Origin of the sequence: Methanomethylovorans sp., assembly GCF_050177135.1 — an archaeon.
GTDB lineage: Archaea > Halobacteriota > Methanosarcinia > Methanosarcinales > Methanosarcinaceae > Methanomethylovorans.
Genome location: NZ_JBFXHJ010000007.1, coordinates 1 through 18,834, shown reverse-complemented (window position 1 = coordinate 18,834; position 18,834 = coordinate 1). Strand labels below are relative to the sequence as shown.

General features: G+C 45.6%; 14 protein-coding genes. 9 read left to right on the top strand and 5 right to left on the bottom strand.

Annotation, left to right across the window (positions count from 1 at the left end; all coding sequences use genetic code 11):
- The coding region (locus AB7U21_RS01320; protein WP_428386559.1) for a hypothetical protein at positions 1–183 on the top strand (183 nt) is incomplete at its 5' end.
- A 61-nt stretch (positions 184–244) separates the two neighbouring features.
- Here AB7U21_RS01320 and leuS read toward each other — a convergent pair.
- Entirely contained in the window at positions 245–3,133 is a 2,889-nt protein-coding gene (gene leuS, locus AB7U21_RS01315; RefSeq protein ID WP_333786904.1) for a leucine--tRNA ligase, read from the bottom strand.
- 279 nt (positions 3,134–3,412) lie between these two features.
- On the opposite strand from leuS, the gene cgi121 reads away from it, so the two are divergent.
- The 4 genes from cgi121 to AB7U21_RS01295 all read left to right on the top strand — a co-directional run bounded on the left by cgi121 (position 3,413) and on the right by AB7U21_RS01295 (position 7,579).
- Positions 3,413–3,922: a KEOPS complex subunit Cgi121 gene (gene cgi121, locus AB7U21_RS01310; protein ID WP_333786903.1), complete on the top strand. Its 510-nt coding sequence runs from the start codon at positions 3,413–3,415 to the stop codon at positions 3,920–3,922.
- Between the two features lie 106 nt (positions 3,923–4,028).
- Positions 4,029–5,120: a class II fructose-bisphosphatase gene (glpX, locus tag AB7U21_RS01305; protein WP_333786902.1), complete on the top strand. Its 1,092-nt coding sequence runs from the start codon at positions 4,029–4,031 to the stop codon at positions 5,118–5,120.
- A gap of 2 nt (positions 5,121–5,122) precedes the next feature.
- A complete protein-coding gene (locus AB7U21_RS01300; protein WP_428386556.1) occupies positions 5,123–6,424 on the top strand; it encodes a tRNA (N(6)-L-threonylcarbamoyladenosine(37)-C(2))-methylthiotransferase in 1,302 nt (433 codons plus the stop codon).
- A gap of 144 nt (positions 6,425–6,568) precedes the next feature.
- Positions 6,569–7,579: an arsenic resistance protein gene (locus AB7U21_RS01295; RefSeq protein ID WP_333788378.1), complete on the top strand. Its 1,011-nt coding sequence runs from the start codon at positions 6,569–6,571 to the stop codon at positions 7,577–7,579.
- A gap of 74 nt (positions 7,580–7,653) precedes the next feature.
- Here AB7U21_RS01295 and AB7U21_RS01290 read toward each other — a convergent pair whose 3' ends face one another.
- Positions 7,654–9,351: a chloride channel protein gene (locus AB7U21_RS01290; protein WP_428386553.1), complete on the bottom strand. Its 1,698-nt coding sequence runs from the start codon at positions 9,349–9,351 to the stop codon at positions 7,654–7,656.
- A 217-nt stretch (positions 9,352–9,568) separates the two neighbouring features.
- On the opposite strand from AB7U21_RS01290, the gene acs (AB7U21_RS01285) reads away from it, so the two are divergent.
- Positions 9,569–11,659 (top strand): acetate--CoA ligase alpha subunit, encoded by a 2,091-nt coding sequence (gene acs, locus AB7U21_RS01285; protein WP_428386551.1) that lies wholly within the window; start codon positions 9,569–9,571, stop codon positions 11,657–11,659.
- A gap of 72 nt (positions 11,660–11,731) precedes the next feature.
- Complete coding sequence (locus tag AB7U21_RS01280; protein WP_333788274.1) at positions 11,732–12,805, top strand: phosphotransacetylase family protein; 1,074 nt, start codon at positions 11,732–11,734, stop codon at positions 12,803–12,805.
- 12 nt (positions 12,806–12,817) lie between these two features.
- Here AB7U21_RS01280 and acs (AB7U21_RS01275) read toward each other — a convergent pair whose 3' ends face one another.
- Positions 12,818–14,764: an acetate--CoA ligase gene (acs, locus tag AB7U21_RS01275; RefSeq protein WP_428386549.1), complete on the bottom strand. Its 1,947-nt coding sequence runs from the start codon at positions 14,762–14,764 to the stop codon at positions 12,818–12,820.
- A gap of 260 nt (positions 14,765–15,024) precedes the next feature.
- Positions 15,025–15,585 (bottom strand): flavodoxin family protein, encoded by a 561-nt coding sequence (locus tag AB7U21_RS01270; RefSeq protein WP_333788278.1) that lies wholly within the window; start codon positions 15,583–15,585, stop codon positions 15,025–15,027.
- Positions 15,586–15,753: 168 nt separating this feature from the next.
- Between AB7U21_RS01270 and AB7U21_RS01265 the strand changes: the two genes are divergently transcribed.
- Positions 15,754–17,016 (top strand): phosphoglycerate kinase, encoded by a 1,263-nt coding sequence (locus tag AB7U21_RS01265; protein WP_428386576.1) that lies wholly within the window; start codon positions 15,754–15,756, stop codon positions 17,014–17,016.
- Positions 17,017–17,046: 30 nt separating this feature from the next.
- On the top strand, positions 17,047–17,652 hold the full coding sequence (locus AB7U21_RS01260) for a TIGR00296 family protein (RefSeq protein ID WP_428386546.1): 606 nt from the start codon (positions 17,047–17,049) through the stop codon (positions 17,650–17,652).
- A gap of 176 nt (positions 17,653–17,828) precedes the next feature.
- Here the strand turns inward: AB7U21_RS01260 and AB7U21_RS01255 are convergent, their stop codons facing one another.
- Positions 17,829–18,257, bottom strand: coding sequence for a nucleoside 2-deoxyribosyltransferase (locus AB7U21_RS01255; RefSeq protein ID WP_428386544.1), 429 nt, complete (start codon positions 18,255–18,257; stop codon positions 17,829–17,831).
- Positions 18,258–18,834: the final 577 nt, after the last annotated feature.

The following is an 18,834-nucleotide window of genomic DNA, read 5'->3' as shown; positions in this document are numbered from 1 at the left end:
GAAGTATTTGTTGTGGATATGGGGGCAAAAGCATCGCCAAATATCAACTTTGGGAAAGATGAAGTCTCAGTGGAGGATGTGTCATCTGGAAGTGACACAGGGAGAAGTGCACCGGGTTTCAATGCGATCACTTGTATACTGCTAATGCTCATAGCCTCAAGCTATCTGCGGAAGAAAAAATGATCATGGAATCACAGCATACGATCAAAACATAGAAGGACTGCAAGCACGCAGTCCCGTAGTTTTATTCAAGATAGATAGCCGGTCTCATGGGAACAGCGAACCTTGACTTGTTCTCAGGGTCGTAACCGGGCTCATCCGCGCTGTAAACTTCTACTGTGCAGCTAAATTCTTTCTCAAAGAATTGCTGGTTCTCTCTGAGTATTGCAAGCTCATCCAGTTCGTAACCATCGAACATCTCCAAACGTTCCAATTTCATGCTGCTGATATCAGGAACTATCTTCTGTACGAACTTAGGTATTTCTTTTCCATACGCTCTGTTGGCAGGTTCTGCCATCAAAGCCTTGATCAGAACACCAGGGTTAAGCGTACCTTCGCTTTGCATCTTAAGAGCCATCCGGAAAGCTTTTGTTTTCCATGCTGCAGATGTATACAACACTATCTTCTGCGGGGTCATCTTTGTGACCTTCAGTATCTCTTCAATGTCTTCCAGTGTGTTGTCCACAAGTTCCTCTGCAAGTTCTGCATTGTTGTTTAACAGTTCCGGATCAAAGATAGGATAATGGGCAAGAGATACAATGTCATTCCCCTCATGTCCCAATGCCTGCCAGATCTCTTCACATACATGTGGCATGAATGGTGCCATTAGACGCACCCAGGTATCCAGCATATCATAGAGTAGATTGCTGCCTCCTCTTTTTTGATACCATTTGATATCATTAAGTAGCAGGAAGAATGCATTTTGCAGGGCACTGCGGGTCCTCAGGGATCTCATATCATTGTTAGTTTCCCTGATGCGGTGTTGCAGACGGCTAAGCATCCACCTGTCAATGAGTTTCAGTTCTCCGCACATGCCACATACTGCACCTGATTCAATGATCTCTCCGGCAAAGGAGTAGAATCTTTCCACCTGTTTTTTTGCAGCTTCTACCCCGCTGTTCCTCCAGTCTGCGTCCTGTGTCTGTTCGGCACTGGAAAGGATGTACATACGGCTGATATCAGCACCATATTCATCTACTGCGTTCTTCAGAGTGAGCAACGGACCTTTGGATTTGCTCATCTTTTGACCCTCGAGGGAAACAAAACCATTGACAGCAAGAGCCCGGGGCCACTTCTTCTCTTCAAATATAGCTACATGATGGAAAAGGAAAAACAGTAAGTGATTGGGTACAAGGTCTTTACCTGAAGACCTGAGGTCCACAGGATACCAGTAGTCCATATCCCTTTTCATCTGTGCTATGAGTTGTTCATCAAGGCCTGTAGCTGCTGCTGCCTGCTGCACACTGCCCTTTCCCAGAAGCACATAATCGAAAAGTTGAGGGGTGAGATGTTCCGGTCCGATACCGCGGGAAAAGAACTTGTTGGTGATGTAGTATGTCATATAAATAGTGGAATCACCAAGCGACTCAATGAGCCATTGATCATCAAAAGGCAGGTGCGTGCCAAGTCCCTTTTTCCTTGCACAGGCCTTGTCCTTTAGCCAATCGACCTTGTTGTTGAACTCCACCCTGTATTCTTCAGGAATGATCTCCATCTTCTCAATACATCTGTATACCTTTTCTTTCCATTCCGGATTCGAATAGTTGAGGAACCACTGGCCTTCGACCATGTTGACCACACAGGGCGTTCCACAGCGGCATACCACCGGTTCGCTGAACTCGTAGAATATTTCTCCTATGCCCTGACCTATAAGGTCCTGGGTGAGCACGTCCTTGATCTTGGAAACTGCTATGCCGGCATATTTCCCGGTGTTCTCTTTGAGCACACCGCCATGGAACTCTCTCCTGTAAACGATCTTTGTCGCCTCTTCAGCTTTAGGATCTTTCTGGTCCTTCACACCAAGCTGTTGAACGGCTTCTACAGCAGGGTATTCTCCGAATTCCTTAGCTGCTATCAGGGAAATTAGCTTTATATTGCGCAGGTCTTCCCTGATCCCGTACTGTGAGAGATCCTTATCGTAAAGGTCTTTCAGGGCAAGATAGTCATAGGGTGCGTGGGCAGGCACGCTCATCACGATCCCACTACCATTCTCTCCCCTTACGAAGGAGGCTGGCAATGTAATGACATCATTGCCTGTGAGAGGGTTCTTCACCTTTATACCTATGAGGGATGCAGATGGCACATCCTCTACGAATTCCACTTTCCTGTCAGTGAAAGTTAGCTTCCTGTAAGCTTCTTTGCTTACCACCCAGAACTCCGTTCTTCCATCCTTTTCCACCCTTATCTTGACATGCTCTATATCAGGATTGATCCAGAGGTTCGTAACACCAAAAATAGTTTCTGGACGCAGGGTAGCGCAAGGCAGTACAACACCATCATGCTGGAATTTGACAAAAGTATAATCAACTATCGTTGCTTCTTCCCCGTGCAGGATATCATGGTCCTCAACAGGATTGTTATCGTTCGGACACCATTTAACAGGATGTGATCCCCTGACAATGAGACCTTTTTCGTGCAACAGGTTGAACTGCCATTCGATGAACTTCTTATAAGTTGGGTCAGTGGTGGTGAACTTGCGTCTCCAGTCAATAGAATAACCAATAGAACGCATGGCCTTTTCAGCTTCTTTGCTGAAATACTCCACGATCTTCTCAGGAGTGATCAGCGTTTCCAGAATATCTGCAGGTATGCCATGCAACTGCGAATATACCTTCATGGTCTGAGGATCGCGGTTGGCTATCAGCTCGGCAAGACCTACGATAGGTGTTCCTGTGACATGGAAGCCCATAGGGAAAAGCACATTATATCCCTGCATCCGTTTATATCGTGCTATGACGTCTCCTATGGTAAAGGTCCGGGTGTGTCCTGCGTGTAAATTACCGTTGAGATAGGGGTAGGGTATTGTAATAAAGAACTTTTTTCTCTCATCTGGCTCAGGCTGGAAGACCTTTGTATCATCCCATGTCTTCTGCCATTTTCTTTCTATCTCGCACGGTATGTAATCCTGTTCCATGGTTACGCCTTTCCGGTATACCTGTTATTATGCATTCATCCAGTGATCCCTTCTGGGACCATTGATGCCTTATTTATATCTTGATTAACACCTAAATAACTTACATCCACATAAAGTCTACTCTTTTGAATGGTCCATTCAGCAGACAGATCCCTTGCTAATCTCTTTTCTGATCAATGGAAATGGGTTCAATAGAATACAGTTCAGTAAAATACTTCTTTTTTTACTGTATTCACATCATACCGTTATGCTTATTCTTAAAGAATTGAATTTAGTTCCATGCACGTTGAGTTCGTAAGTGGTCGCATATTCATAGAAGATCTGAAGTCTTTTCTCAGGACAATAGGGGACCTATCAAAGGCAACTGGTTGCATAGTTCAGTCTATGAATGCGGATAAAATAGCAGGTGAAAATCATTTGAAGTTTGCTGTAGCAAAAGCTCTCAGGGCGTTCGAACAGGAAAGAAATGCTGCAAAGGATGTGGGTATTGAGATTATGCGCTATGCATCAGGAAAACGTCAGATCGGGGAAGCGTTCTCCATAGGTGTCCACCAAGGCCAGAACAATGTAGTTTTTATTGTAATGGGTGAGGCATGTTCTGTTCCACCATGTGTGGACATGCTCGGACAGATGGTTGTGCCAGCAGATGTCATTGCGTATCTGCCGTCCAAGAGAGACGAAATGATCATGCAGTTCGGCATCACTGCAGATGAGATCGAAGTTGTGGGTGAGCAAATGGTCCCGGAGCTTGTCATCGAGCGAGTGGCACTTGTGGATGTATTGAAGTGATATCTACGAAATAATAATATATGACCGGTCAGTAAACTTGCCATTATTAATTAAGCCAATAACATATCATACGATTATAGATATTATTACGGGAGAGTTTGAACTCATGTCACATAAGAAAACAGCAGAAGCAATGATCAAGTGCGCAGGTCCTATAGAATCCGCCCTGTTGCCAAGACTTCTACATGTTACGGAAGCAGCAGCAATAGCAGCATCTTATCAGATGGGTAGAGGAGACAAGCATTATGCTGACCAGGTTTCAGTGGAAGCCATGCGCCGGACTCTCAATTACCTTGACATGAAAGGGATCATAAAGATCGGTGAAGGGGAAAGGGATGAAGCCCCGATGCTGTACATAGGCGAACATGTTGGGACCTGGGAAGGCGATCTTGAAGTGGACATTGCTGTGGACCCTCTTGAAGGTACCAATCTGGCAGCAAATGGTACTCCGGGTGCCATCTCCGTGATGGCAATGGCAGAAAGAGGTGGCCTTTTCCACGGACCTGACATCTACATGGACAAGATAGTGGTGGGTCCGGAAGTGGTTAAGTATGAACGGAAGCATCCGGAAGATAGCATTAACCTGGATGCTCCTGTCAGAGATAATCTGGAAATAGTGGCCAAAGCACTTAACCGTAATATCGATGAACTGGTGGTCGTGATCCTCGACAGGCCAAGGCATGAGGCAAAAATAAAAGAGATCCGGGAGACTGGTGCCAGGGTGAACCTGATCACAGATGGCGATCTGATGCCAGGGGTTGCCACAGCCATACGTGGTTCAGGGGTCCATGTGGTAATGGGTGCCGGAGGTTCCGGAGAGGCAGTGCTTACTGCTGCTGCTATGAAGATCCTGGGTGGTAAGATCCTTGCAAGGCTTGTGCTGCCTACTGTGGCCAATGGTAAATCCGAGGAAGCTATAGCTAAAGAGAAAGCTGAAAAGATGCCAAGACTTGAGAAGATGGGCATCACGGAAAAGAACATGGATGATGTGCTTGACACTAACCAGCTTGTTCCCGGCAACGATGTGATATTCTCAGCAACCGGTGTCACCCCCGGTACTATCCTGAAAGGTGTGAACCTTTTTGGAGAAGGCGATGCAAGGGTACACAGCCTGACCATGGGCAGTTCCGGTGTGGTGAAATTTACAGATACCATATACATACATGACAAAGAGACCACTCCTCTGCGTTTCGTTTAATAATGAAAGTGCACGTATCGACATTTGGCTGTTCGGCAAACCAGGCTTCTGCAGAGGTCATGATGGCGACCATCAGGAACCTGGGACATGAACTGGTATCTGAGAAGCATGCTGATGTAGTAGTGCTCAACACCTGCACTGTCAAGTATTCCACTGAACAGAAGATCCTGCATAAGATCAGGGAACTGGGGGAAAAAGGCATCGAAGTGGTGGTAGCCGGATGTATGCCTGAAGTACAGCTTGAGGACATCATCCGTAACAATCCCGATGCTCATATTTTGGGAGTGAACTCAATATCAAGGATAGGGGAGGTGCTAAATTCCATAGCTCCACCCGACATCTGTTCGCAAAGTACTTCCCGGCAAGCTCTGCATGTGTTTTCTCATGAACCTGAAGGTTTTATCAATGTTCCTAGGTTGCGGTTCAACTCCAATATCCACATCTGTCAGCTTTCCCAGGGATGTAATAACGCTTGCTCCTATTGCATTGTCAGGTTCGTCAGAGGTCCGCTCAGGTCTTTCCATCCGGATTCCATTGTAAAAGATATCGAACAGGGCGTTGATGATGGCTGCAGGGAAATATGGCTCACTTCACAGGACAATGCCCAATACGGTACGGATCTAGATTTCAGGCTTCCTCAGCTGCTTGAGAGGATATGTGATATACCAGGCGATTTCAAGGTCCGTGTGGGAATGATGAATCCTTTTTCTGTGCTTCCCATACTGGAAGAGTTGTTGGATGCTTTTGAGAACGATAAGATCTACAAGCTCGTTCACTTGCCTGTGCAATCAGCATCTGACAATGTGCTGAAAAGGATGAACAGGTTCCATTCCATAGAAGAGGCCGATCTTATTATAAACAGTTTTAGGGACCGTTTTGATGACCTTACTCTATTCACTGATATAATAGTTGGTTTTCCCGGAGAGCAAGATGATGATTTCATACAAACTGTTGAATGGGTAAAAAAGCAGAAACCTGAAAAGGTGAACATTTCCAGGTACACTCCCCGCCCGCATACAAAGGCCCTTGAATACCGTAACATTGATTCACGCATCGTTGCACAGCGCTCCAATGAACTGCACGCTGTATGCGAAGAAGTCAAAATAGGTGTCAGGAAGAGTATGATGGGCTGGCAAGGCAGGGTCTTTATTTCCAAAGAGGCCAAGGTAAAAGGTCTTATGGCCCGTACAGCATCCTATAAGCCTGTGGTCATTCCGGAATCATCAGCTGTCCCCGGGAGCTTTTGTGATGTTGAGATCTTCGATGCGACCCCGGGTTATTTTCTGGGAAGGGTAATTAACTGAAATTATCCACAAATATAGAAACTATTTCCAAATTCAAAACCGACAAATACAAATAGATCTATGTAGGAGACAATTAAATTAGATTCTCAATTGTGAAGGTATAATGTATCCAAGCGTAGCCAATTTCCAAATTAACTGGGTGGGATGAAAATAGGTTCCGTTGAAAAATACCAATCTCTTTTCATATTGGGATCAGTGGGTTTTGGATTGATCCTGGGGCAAATCACGATCATCCAGAATTACGCGGCTCTTTTTATTGTCCCTTTCCTAATGGTTATGCTATACGGGATCTTTTTACAGGTCCCTCTTAATCAACTGAGGAATTCTTTTAAGAACTGGAAGTTCGCTGCTGTAAGCGGGAGCATGAATTTTATATTCAATCCACTGCTTGCCTTTGTACTGGGGTATTTATTTTTAGGAGATACGCCCGCCTTATGGATTGGTTTCATTATGCTGATGGTCACTCCCTGTACTGACTGGTACCTGCTCTTTACAGGCATTGCACGTGGTAATGTTCCGCTTTCTGCATCCATCCTTCCCATGAACCTTATCCTTCAGTTGCTATTGTTGCCAGTGTATTTGCTGATCTTCGCAGGCACCATTGCAACCATTGATTCTGGCCTGCTGCTCGAAAGTGTGTTTCTTGTACTATTTATTCCCTTCTTCATATCTCTTTTAACAAAGATGACCATTCCAGAAATAAAAGGTGAATACTGGCTTGAAAAAAGGATCTTTCCAAAGCTTGACCACTTGCAGTTCTCCTTTTTGAATCTCGCCATTATCGCCATGTTCGCTTCACAGGGAGAGCAGCTAGTTCAAAACCCTCTGGTACTGCTCAAGCTCATAACCCCGGTATTGTTATTCTTTGTAATTGTGTTCATTACAGGACAAATGGTTGGACAGTTTCTTCGTTTTTCCTACCAGGATACTGCAAGCCTTAACCTGACAACCCTTGCACGCAATTCTCCTATAGTGCTGGCAATTGCACTCATGGCCTTTCCTGAAGAACCCCTGATAGCATTGGCATTGGTGATCGGTCCTTTGATAGAGCTGCCTGTTCTGGGTATCATGTCCAATACTTTGCTTTTGATCAGGAAAAGGTGGATAACCAGTGACGATAGTTACGTGAAGATCGAAGTTGCACATGAATTATAGTCAGTTATATGATAATGAAGAATGCTGATGAAGAGGCCTGATGTCTTAACATTCCGGTCTTTATCCAGCATGAGTTATTGGTCGGACCTGTACTTCATCCTTTCCACGATCGCCTTATCATATAGTTTTACGATATCACTGCGCGTGATAATTCCAAGTATTTTTCTGCTGTCCTCCCTTGATACAACGGGAAGCCTTCCTATGTCTTTTGTGGCAAGGCGCTGCAGCACAGTGTTCAAAGATTCGTCGGGATATGCAACGATCAAATTGGAAGTGGCGATCTCACCGATGGTCTTGTCAAGTTCTCCTTGCTTCACCTTGTCCCTGATGTCCTTCAGGGTCACGATACCCCACAGCCTGCCTTCCGGGTCCAGCACTGGAAATCCCGCATGACGGCTGGATTGCATCAGAGCGATGAGAGCTTCTACCTTCTTGTTCACTGAAATGGTCTGCACTTCTCTTTTCATGGCATCCGCAACTTTCAATGATTCCATTATGTCCACTTCCTTGCCTTTCCTTATGGTAAATCCTCGCCTGCGCAGCGATTCGGTAAAAATGGATTCCGGATGGAGGGCACTTGAAACAAGATTGCTTAACACGCATGCAAGCATAATGGGAAGGACCAGACCATAATTCCTTGTAAGTTCGAACAGGACAAGTATTGCAGTAAGCGGTGCCCGGCTGATCCCGGTGAAAACTGCTCCCATGCCAGCCAGTGCATAAGCTCCGGGCTCGGACGTGACCCCCGGAAAAAGACCGTTGACAATGAACCCGTAAGCTCCTCCAAGCATAGAGCCAATGAACAGGGCAGGTACAAAGGACCCTCCTGACCCACCTGAACCCAGGCTAAGGGAAAATGCAATAATTTTCAGGATCAGCAGGACCAATAATATGTTGAACGTGATCTCATTCTCCAGTACCTGGCTTATGGTATCATAGCCAACGCCGAATATTTGTGGGTAGAAATATCCTATCATTCCCACAAAAAGGCCCCCTACAGCAGGTTTTGTTATGGGATGTATGTTGAGCGCATTGAAAAGGTCCCTGCATTTGTAAAGTGAACGCATGAGTATCACTGATATAAGTCCGGCAAGTAATCCAAGAACGAGGTAGAGGACAGATTCGTGTACAGGGCTTATAAGCTGATAATCTGAGATCTGTATAGGCCGTACCCCAAATATAACATTGGAGACAAGAGTTGCAAAGACCGCAGATATGACAATCGGGACCAGCGTTGCAGCTTCAAGCTCTCCCAGGATCACTTCTACTGAGAACACAACCCCGGCAAGAGGCGCATTGAATGCTGCGGCAATACCCCCAGAGGCACCACATCCCAGTAATATTTTCAGTCTGTTTCCTCTCATTTTAAGCATCTGGGCAAAAGTGGAGCCAATACCTGCACCAGCCAGCACCACAGGAGCCTCTTTTCCTACAGAGGCTCCCGAGCCAAGGGATATCACAGAGGATAGCACTTCCAGGAACACGGTTCTGGGTTGCATTTTTCCTCCGTACAGAGTAGCCGATTCTATTACATTCTCTATGCTGTATCGTTTCTTTTTCATGAACCTGTGGGAAATTATACCCACCAGCAGTCCTCCTATGGCAGGTATTAATATTACATGGTAATGCTGGATGCCGTGTGCAGGCTCGAAGAACAATTGGGAGCTTAATTTAAGTGCATGGTCGTACAGTACGATCACTATGCCTGTCAATACTCCTACTATAACTGCAAGTGAGTTTGAAAAAACAGATTCACTGTTCAACCATTGCATAATTTTCTGTATTTGATGCTGCAATAGTTCATTCAGATACAAAATTTCCATTCTTTTATTTCTCACTAAAATCCTATGCTATTATAATTAGGAACACCAGGCACATTTTATATTAAATAAATCATATTTTATATAATATAATACTTCCCTTTTTGCCTTCCCTTAACCTTATCTATTATTATTCCATATAAAATAATATACATGGTCAGGAGAAGATATGCTCGATAAATTGTTCGATCCGGATGTTATTGCAGTCATTGGGGCATCCCGCACAGAAGGTAAGGTCGGCCATGCTGTACTAAAGAATCTCCTGCAGGGAGCCGGTCATAAGGTCATTCCTATCAATCCGAACGTCACTGAGATCTTAGGGCTAAAATGTTATGCCGATGTTCTTGATGTGCCAGAAAAGATCGATCTTGCAGTTATAGTGGTACCTGCGGCTGCAGTTCCTTCTGCAATGGAGAAATGTGGACAGGCAGGTATAAGTTATGTCGTTGTGATATCTGCAGGTTTTAAGGAGGCCAGTCTGGAAGGTGCAAGGCTGGAGAGAGAGATCACAGCCATTGCTGGAAAATATGGCATAAGGATGGTCGGTCCGAATTGTCTGGGAATCATCGACACTTCTTCTTCGCTCAATGCGTCATTTGCCGCGTCCATGGCCTTTCCAGGGAATATAGCTATGATGTCCCAGTCAGGAGCCATCTGTACCGTGACTCTGGATTGGGCAGACAGGACAGGGGTGGGATTTTCCAAGTTCATAAGTCTTGGGAACAAAGCCGACCTTGCAGAGAATGATTTTCTTGAACTGTTCAGAAAAGATGAGTCCACAGCTGTGATAGCTGCGTATCTGGAAGGTGTGAAGGATGGTCCGCGTTTCATGGAAGTTGCAAGGAATGTGACCAGGGAAAAACCTGTAATAGTAGTGAAATCGGGTCGTACGGCTGTGGGTTCCAGGGCCGTGTCCTCACATACGGGTACTCTTGCAGGTTCTGATGCCGCATATAACGCAGCCTTCAGGCAGAGCGGTATTATAAGGGCCGATTCTCTGGAAGAGATGCTGGACTACAGCAGGGCTTTTTCCACATATCCTTTGCCACGGGGCAGAAAAGTTGCAATTCTCACCAATGCAGGAGGACTCGGTATACTTACTGCTGATGCGTGCTATAGCATTGGGCTTTCAATAACCTCTTTTGAGGAAGAGACCATTACTAAATTGAGGGAGAAACTTCCCGAAGCAGCTGGTCTGTACAATCCGGTGGATGTGCTGGGAGATGCCGGCCCACAGTTGTATGAACACGCTTTAGAAGTTCTTTTGGCCGATCCTAATGTGGACGGTATAATCGTACTTGTTTCTCCTCAGGCTATGACCGATGTGCCTGCTATCGCCCAGTCTCTGATCAAAATTATCAAGACTTCGGACAAACCCATCCTGTGCAACCTCGCAGGTGGAACGCGCATTGCTGCAGGCGAGGAACTTTTGAACAAGCATGGCATACCGAATTATCCTTCTTCCGAAAGGGCAGTTGCCAGCCTGAAAGCATTGTGTGATCACAGTTCCATAAAGGTAAAGGAATACAATGCGCCACATTTGATGGCATCTGACAGGGAAGCCGCACAAAAGATCATAGATGATGCTATTGCCAGCGGAAGGAGAACTCTGGGTCTTGAATCCATGGGACTGCTTGAAGCTTATGGGATCCCCGTGGTAAGGTCGAGAATGGCAGCTAATCTGTCCGAAGCTATCCATGCATGCGAGGAAATGGGTTACCCGGTAGTGATGAAGATCATATCTCCTGATATTTCCCATAAGACGGATGTGGGTGGTATCAAGCTCAATCTGAGGAATGCAGAGGATGTGGAACGTGCTTATCTGACCATGATGTCGGATGTTAAACATTACATGCCCAATGCCCAGATAACAGGTGTGCAGGTGCAGCAGATGGTCACAGGTGGTAAAGAGGTGATCATAGGCATGGACCGTGACCCTCAGTTTGGTCCGCTTCTGATGTTCGGGTTGGGAGGTGTATATGTAGAATTCCTCAAGGATGTATCTTTTGCTGTAGCTCCTATCAACGATAAGGAAGCTCAGCACATGATAGCTTCTATCAAGACATATCCACTGATAGCTGGCGTAAGAGGTGAAACACCTTCAGATATCAAGGCTATGATCGATACTTTGCTCAAGGTGTCACAGCTTGTGATGGACTTCCCATGCCTGACGGAATTTGAGATAAATCCTCTTATGGTCATGCCCGAAGGCAAAGGCTGCCTTGCCATGGATGTCAGGATGACTTTAAAGAACGAATAAGAATATGGTGTTAGATGATCTTAATAAAAAATAATCGAATAGTTGCTGTTAAAGTGTATTAGGAGGGAGATCATGGCTTCAATGCTGGTAAGTTCATCGGAACAGTACTCAGGAAAAAGTTCTCTGTGCCTGGGTATTGGAGTGCTCCTTAAAGAGAGGGGTTACAAAGTAGGATACATGAAGCCCATTGGCAATTTGCTCATAGATGTCAATGGATCACTTGCAGATGAGGATGCTCAGGGCATAAGGAAGTTATTGGGATTACAGGACGATATGAGTTCCATTACTCCCATTTTGCTTACGGAGAACCTCACGGATGATGCTCTCATGGGAGTGGAGAAAGGGCTCGATTCGAGATTGAAGGAAGCTTATGAAAAAGTGTCAAAGGGCAGGGATGTTGTGCTACTTGAAGGAGCCGGCGGCATAGGCGGAGGAGCTATGTACAATCTCTCCGACCCGGAGGTAGCCACTAAGCTTGATACTAAGATATTGCTCATCACAAGATATGATTCTGCCCAGGCTGTTGACCGGATCCTGTGTGATCTGCGTATAATCCAGAACACAGAGATCCTTGCAGGTATAATACTTAATGAGGTCTCACCGGATAAACTGGAACAAGTTTCCCATCTGGTAGTACCTTTCCTTGAGAAAAAAGGCATTAAGGTGTTCGGGGTAATTCCGGAAGACCATATGCTGCGCTCTGTATCAGTAGCTGAGATCGTAGAGGATCTTAATGCAGAGGTGCTGGTAGGTGCAAGCCATATGGAAGATCTGGTGGAGCACTATCTGGTGGGAGCCATGGAAGTTGGTTCAGCTATAAAATACTTCAGACGTATGCCAAACGCAGCTGTGATCACAGGTGGCGATCGTTCTGATATACAGATGGCTGCCATTGAGGCCAAAGTAAAGTGTCTGGTGCTTACAGGTAATCTGCGTCCCAGTGGAGCGGTATTGGGGAGTGCAGAAGAGGCCAATATTCCTGTAGTTCTTGTAAGGGGCGATACCATGAGCACCATCGAAAAGATGGAGAACCTCATTGGACATGCGCGTATAAAACAGGAAGTGAAAATAAAAAGGATCGTAGACCTCATCAAAGAGTATGTGGATCTTGAGGGCTTGATTTCGGAAATGGGACTTATAAAATAAGTCCTTATTCCGTCACGCATTTTCTACTTCTTTTGTCCTCTGCCGGAGTATTTCTACAATGTCTGGATTCTGCAGCGTTGTCACATCACCAGTATTCCCTTCATTGACAATGGCCTTGAGCACACGGCGCATTATCTTACCGCTCCTTGTCTTAGGAAGTTCATCTGTGAATATGATCTGTTTTGGTCTTGCAATAGGGCCAATGTTCAGAGCCACATGGTTGACCAGTTCTTTCCTGAGTTCTTCAGTGGCTTCCACTCCTGAACGAAGTATGACGTAACAATAGATAACCTCTCCTTTGAGCTCGTCCAGCTTTCCCACAACAGCCGATTCTGCGACTGCGGGGTGTGATACCAATATGCTTTCTACTTCTGCAGTGCCTATCCGGTGTGCAGCTACTTTAATGACATCATCCACACGTCCGGTTATCCAGAAATAACCATCATCATCCTGTTTTGCGCCATCCCCTGCAAAATAGGTCTTCCCATCCCATTTGCTCCAGTATGTCTCTTTGAACCGTGCCTCGTCGTTGAATATGGTACGTACCATGCTGGGCCAGGGTTTTTTTATCGCCAGCAGGCCATCCGTTCCTCTGGACACTTCATTGCCTGCTTCATCGAGAACAACTGCCTCGATCCCCGGGAAGGGTCTTGTAGCGCTGCCGGGCTTGAGTGTGGTGATACCGGGCAAGGGAGTAATGAGCACCATGCCTGTTTCTGTCTGCCACCAGGTATCGACAATGGGACATCTCCCATGTCCGATATGCTCATGGTACCAGAGCCATGCTCCCGGATTGATGGCCTCTCCCACGCTTCCCAGCAGGCGCAGGGTGGAAAGATCATGCTTTTCCGGCCATTCCGCACCCCATTTCATGAAAGTCCTGATGGCTGTAGGTGCGGTGTAGAGTATGGTCACTTTGTGCCTTTCGATAAGGTCCCACCATCTGTCCTTCTCCGAAAAATCAGGTGCTCCTTCATACATTAGCAGCGTGGCACCATTGGATAGAGGTCCGTATACGAGATATGAATGGCCAGTGATCCAGCCGCAGTCAGCTGTGCACCAGTAAATGTCATCTTCCTTGAGGTCGAATATCCATTTAGTTGTGATATGCGTGCCTACCATATAGCCGCCGGTGGTATGTACAATGCCTTTGGGCCTGCCGGTGGTACCGCTGGTGTACATCAGAAAGAGCATGTCCTCTGCGTCCATAGGTTCGGCCTCGCACACAGAGCTTTCGTTTTCTATTAGTTCGTGCCACCACAGATCCCTCTCCGGATACAGTTCCATCTCATTGCCTGCCTGCTTTACCACGAGCACCTTTTCGATGCACTGGCACATCTGTGCACCTCTGTCGGTCTTCTTTTTCTGTTCCACCACGCTGCCCCTGCGATAATATCCGTCACAGGTGATGATGAACCTGCTATGGGAGTCTCCTATTCTGGTGAAGAGAGCTTCACCGGAGAAAGCTGCAAAGACCACATTGTGGGGTGCGCCTATCCTTGCACAGGCCAGCATGGCTATGACTACCTCGGGTATCATGGGCAGGTAAATGGTTACAATATCCCCTTTTCTTACACCCAGTTCTTTCAGGGCGTTGGCACAGCGGCAGGTTTCTTCCAGAAGTTGCCTGTAGGTATATGTCCTGACCTCTCCCATCTCCCCTTCCCAGATGATGGCCGTTTTATCAGCCCGTTTTTCCATGTGCACATCCAGACAGTTGTAGCAGGCGTTAAGTTTCCCTCCTGCGAACCATTGTGCATGGGGTGGATGCCAGTCAAGTACTTTGTCCCATTCTCTGAACCAGTGGATCTCATGTGCAAGTTCGCCCCAGAATCCTTCAAGGTAACAGGAGGCTTTCTGATAGACATCAGGATCATTGATGTTTGCATTGCCTGAAAAATCCAGTGAAGGTGTAAACTCTCCACTCGTGTGTTCTTCCTTGTTCGTGTTCACTCCCATTTTCCACACCACACAGTTGTTGTTCTTATTTTTTTATTGGAGTGGATGGCTGAAATAGTTTGCTGTGGCAGCACAAGAGGTCTGGAAAATAAAAATAGGCTCTATAGAAAACATGCACATTATGTTTTAACCACTGAGTTCACAGAGAACACAGAGAATGAGAATAGTTATCCATCTCCGTGAACTCTGTGGTTGCATCTGCCTACAGGTGAGATTGTAGCATGACGATTTCTACAAAACCAGAATAAGCAAAAATTATGTTACTTCATTCTTTCCAGCACATCGCACATTTTGTTGATGGTGTCAATGGCTGTCTGCATGCCTTCTGCATCTTCAAGGGCAGGCTTTTGCAGAATACCTCCGAAGTGTCCCCCATCACCTACTACGATCATTCCATGTATGTGCATCCAGTCATGGATTGTCTGGATGGTCTTTTCCTGCCCGCCGTTGCGTGATCCTCCCACTGCTAAGGCTGCACCTACTTTGTTCTTTAACTGGAATCCCTGTCTCCTGTGCAGTACGCTGCGGTCGAACAAGGCTTTGACCTGGGCCGTAACTGAGCCGAAATATACCGGAGATGAAACGATGATGGCGTCTGTTTCTTTCAGTTTCCTGTACACTTCTTGCATATCATCATCAATGGGGCACATATCCTCGTCCCTGCATATCCCACATGCGGTGCATGGCGCTATCTTTGATGATGACATAAGCACACTATCAACTTCAAAGCCCCGGCTTTTTGCGATCCCAAGTACCTTATCTATCAGCTTGTCGTTGTTGCCACCTTTGACGGGGCTTGCGGAGATGCCTAATATCTTCATATCTATCATGCATGTGAAATACGACTGGATTTATTATCTTTTGCTTTTGGTGGCAGTGTTCATGGCATGCCAGAAGGATAAATATAAGAATAAATCCAATTATAATTCTATTTCGATGTTTCATATATCAGATATATATACATCGAGATCCTGTGCTTTAATGTTATTATATTAACTACTGATAGCGGTGATAGAATTTTGTCAGCTAAGGATATCCTCACTATAGATGATTTTGACGTGAAAGGTAAAACAGTGCTGGTACGAGTGGATATTAACACTCCTATGGACCCGGAAGGAAACATCCTGGACGATATGCGCATCAAAAGCCATATCCCCACTTTGGTTGACCTGCATGAGGCCAAGGTGGTGCTGCTGGCTCACCAGAGCAGGCCTGGCAAAAAGGACTTCACTACTATGAAGGCACATGCTGCCCGGATGTCCCAGTATCTGGGCCGTGAAGTGAAATATGTGGACGATATTTTCGGCACATGTGCAAGGAACAGCATCTCTGCGATGAAAAATGGCGATGTCATCCTGCTGGAGAATGTAAGGTTCTATTCTGAAGAGTCCATGGAAAGGACTGCAGCAGAACATGCAAGATCTCATTTGGTTAAAAAACTTCTGCCATATGTAGATATTTTTCTGAACGATGCTTTTGCTGTATCCCACAGAGCTCATCTTTCCATATTAGGATTCACTGAAGTTCTCCCTACAGGTGCGGGGAGGGTCATGGAAAAAGAGGTCCTTTCTCTGGACAGGGGTATAAAAGGTGGTTCACGCCCGTGTATCTTTGTGCTGGGCGGTGCAAAGGTGGATGATTCTCTGAAAGTTGCAGAGAACGTGCTCACCAACGGTGGTGCTGACAAGGTCCTTGTTACCGGTGTGGTTGCAAATGTGATGCTTGCAGCCTCGGGTGTGGATATTGGTAAAGCCAACATGGATTTCATAGAATCCCAGGGATATGCCGAGCAGATCGGAAAGGCCAGGAAAGTGCTTGAAAAATTCAATGGGAAGGTTTCCCTGCCCGTAGATGTGGCTCTGAGCGAGAACGGTAAACGCGTAGAGGTACAGGTCGAAGAACTGCCCAATGGCAACTTGCCTATTTATGATCTTGGTCTTGAAACGATAGTAGCTTTCTCCAATGAGATCAAGAATGCAAAAACTGTCGTTCTCAATGGTCCTGCCGGGCTCTCCGAAATGGCTGAATTCGCACTGGGCACGCATGAGATCATAAAAGCTGCTGTCCATTCGGAATATTCCATAGCTGGCGGCGGCCATATCTCTGCTGAGATCCGCAACCTGGGTTTTGAGGACCAGTTCTCACATCTGAGCACAGGCGGTGGTGCATGTATAGATTATCTTGCAGGAGAGAAGTTACCAGGTGTCGTGGCCCTGAAAGAAACTGCTATCACACGTAAACTTCATAAATAAGATGTATATGGTCGTAAAAGGGGGGAAGTCATGCTAACGGAAAATGAGGGAAGAATAGCTGTGCAGCTTGCAAGAAATACCATAGGGACGTATTTCCGTACAGGAAAGATGATAGACGGCTCTGAAACGGAGCTTCCTAAGGTATTTGACGAAAAAAGAGGTGTGTTCGTTACGCTTACGGAGAATGGTATGCTCAGAGGGTGCATTGGGCATCCGTATCCTGAATCCACACTTAAGTATGCTATCACTGACTCAGCCATATCCGCCGCTTTCCGGGATCCTCGTTTTCCACCTCTGCATATTGATGAGTTCGATAAGGTAGAGGTTGAAGTGACCATTCTCACCCCTCCCGAACGAATAAAAGTTGCACCTAAGGACCTGCCTTCAAAGATCGAGATCGGAAGGCATGGGCTTATTGTGAAGAAAGGTTATCGCCAGGGACTTCTCCTGCCTCAGGTGGCTCCTGAGAACGATATGGATGAGATCGATTTTCTCAGTCATACCTGCCTGAAGGCAGGACTGGAACCCGATGCCTGGCTCACGGGAGCTGAAGTTTATTCTTTCGAAGGGCAGATCTTCTCAGAAACTGAACCCAACGGCGAAGTTGTAGAAAAACATTTTGAAAAGAAGGAGTGAACCTTACCCAGCCTTACTGTCCCGCGGGTGCTGCGATCGTAAAGGACATAGAATAAAATATAGGGTCTATGCCAGATGTCAATCAAGTTGATGTGGAACTTGTCTGGGATCCGGTATGGAGTCCTTACATGATCCCCACAGAAGTTCTGTAAAGACCTAATATTAAGTAAGACTGTTCATAAATATCTCTTCAGTGAAGAGAGCAACCCCTCTATATCTTTTTCAAGTTCATCCAGCGAGACCTCTATCATAAGGTTGACATTTCCTTCCGGACCGAAAGTCCTGAAATCCGTGCGCAGGCCCAGAAGTTTCTTACCTTTTGCATAAGCATAACCTATCTCCCAGGATGTTCCGGAATCCGCATCACTTCCCCCGTCAAGTACTGCTACCACGATGTCACAATCATCGATGCCTTTCACATCATTCTCAAAGATGTTCTTCTGCCTCAGTTCAAGCCTGGTTTCTGTATCATCACTGCCATCTTCCTGTGGCAGGAATACTGAGAAACCTTTTTCCACAAGCCTGTCACGCAGATATACATTGAAATCCCTTTCAGCGTGTGAAAAGAGAGGTCCTGCAAGATAAATTTTCTTTTTGAGTGTCATATGATCATCCTTACTGGAGCAGAATCTCTATTTTAAGTGTTCTTAATAGATAAACATGACCCGGAAGGTTCAATGGATATAATATCCCGGTTTTAATAAATTAAAAAATAACAAGTCTATGATTCTATTAAAATTATATTATTAATTGCTGTATTTATTGCATATGTTTAAATATTACCTGATTATATTGCTCTTTTTTAATAGTTAAATGATAGCGCAACTAAAAAGGCTCCGCTGCCTTTTAAGCTGTGCATTGGTGGTATTGGTATGAGCCGGATCAATGGATTAGTCTGAAGTGTAACTATATCCATTGTTCTGGTAAATACAGGAGGAATATCTGCATCAGATAAGCAGGAACTCCTTTGGTATGCTTTCATCTGATGCTGAATTTACTCCTAAATGAACAACTAAGCAAATTTATAATATTATCTCTCATATTTTTTAATTAAGTTTAAATAGTTAGGTTGCATATTACTATTTGATAATATAGCTTGGAATCCGCTCTAATTTACAGAGTGGGTGGTATAAATGCAAATCAGATCAAACAAATCAATTTGTTTTGGACTTGTATTGTTTA

What these genes read in the sequence shown, in the direction of transcription:
- leuS (WP_333786904.1), bottom strand. Translation starts at nt 3,133, where the DNA reads ATGGAACAGGATTACATACCGTGCGAGATAGAAAGAAAATGGCAGAAG.
- cgi121 (WP_333786903.1), top strand. Translation starts at nt 3,413, where the DNA reads ATGCACGTTGAGTTCGTAAGTGGTCGCATATTCATAGAAGATCTGAAG.
- glpX (WP_333786902.1), top strand. Translation starts at nt 4,029, where the DNA reads ATGTCACATAAGAAAACAGCAGAAGCAATGATCAAGTGCGCAGGTCCT.
- AB7U21_RS01300 (WP_428386556.1), top strand. Translation starts at nt 5,123, where the DNA reads ATGAAAGTGCACGTATCGACATTTGGCTGTTCGGCAAACCAGGCTTCT.
- AB7U21_RS01295 (WP_333788378.1), top strand. Translation starts at nt 6,569, where the DNA reads ATGAAAATAGGTTCCGTTGAAAAATACCAATCTCTTTTCATATTGGGA.
- AB7U21_RS01290 (WP_428386553.1), bottom strand. Translation starts at nt 9,351, where the DNA reads ATGCAATGGTTGAACAGTGAATCTGTTTTTTCAAACTCACTTGCAGTT.
- acs (WP_428386551.1), top strand. Translation starts at nt 9,569, where the DNA reads ATGCTCGATAAATTGTTCGATCCGGATGTTATTGCAGTCATTGGGGCA.
- AB7U21_RS01280 (WP_333788274.1), top strand. Translation starts at nt 11,732, where the DNA reads ATGGCTTCAATGCTGGTAAGTTCATCGGAACAGTACTCAGGAAAAAGT.
- acs (WP_428386549.1), bottom strand. Translation starts at nt 14,764, where the DNA reads ATGGGAGTGAACACGAACAAGGAAGAACACACGAGTGGAGAGTTTACA.
- AB7U21_RS01270 (WP_333788278.1), bottom strand. Translation starts at nt 15,585, where the DNA reads ATGAAGATATTAGGCATCTCCGCAAGCCCCGTCAAAGGTGGCAACAAC.
- AB7U21_RS01260 (WP_428386546.1), top strand. Translation starts at nt 17,047, where the DNA reads ATGCTAACGGAAAATGAGGGAAGAATAGCTGTGCAGCTTGCAAGAAAT.
- AB7U21_RS01255 (WP_428386544.1), bottom strand. Translation starts at nt 18,257, where the DNA reads ATGACACTCAAAAAGAAAATTTATCTTGCAGGACCTCTCTTTTCACAC.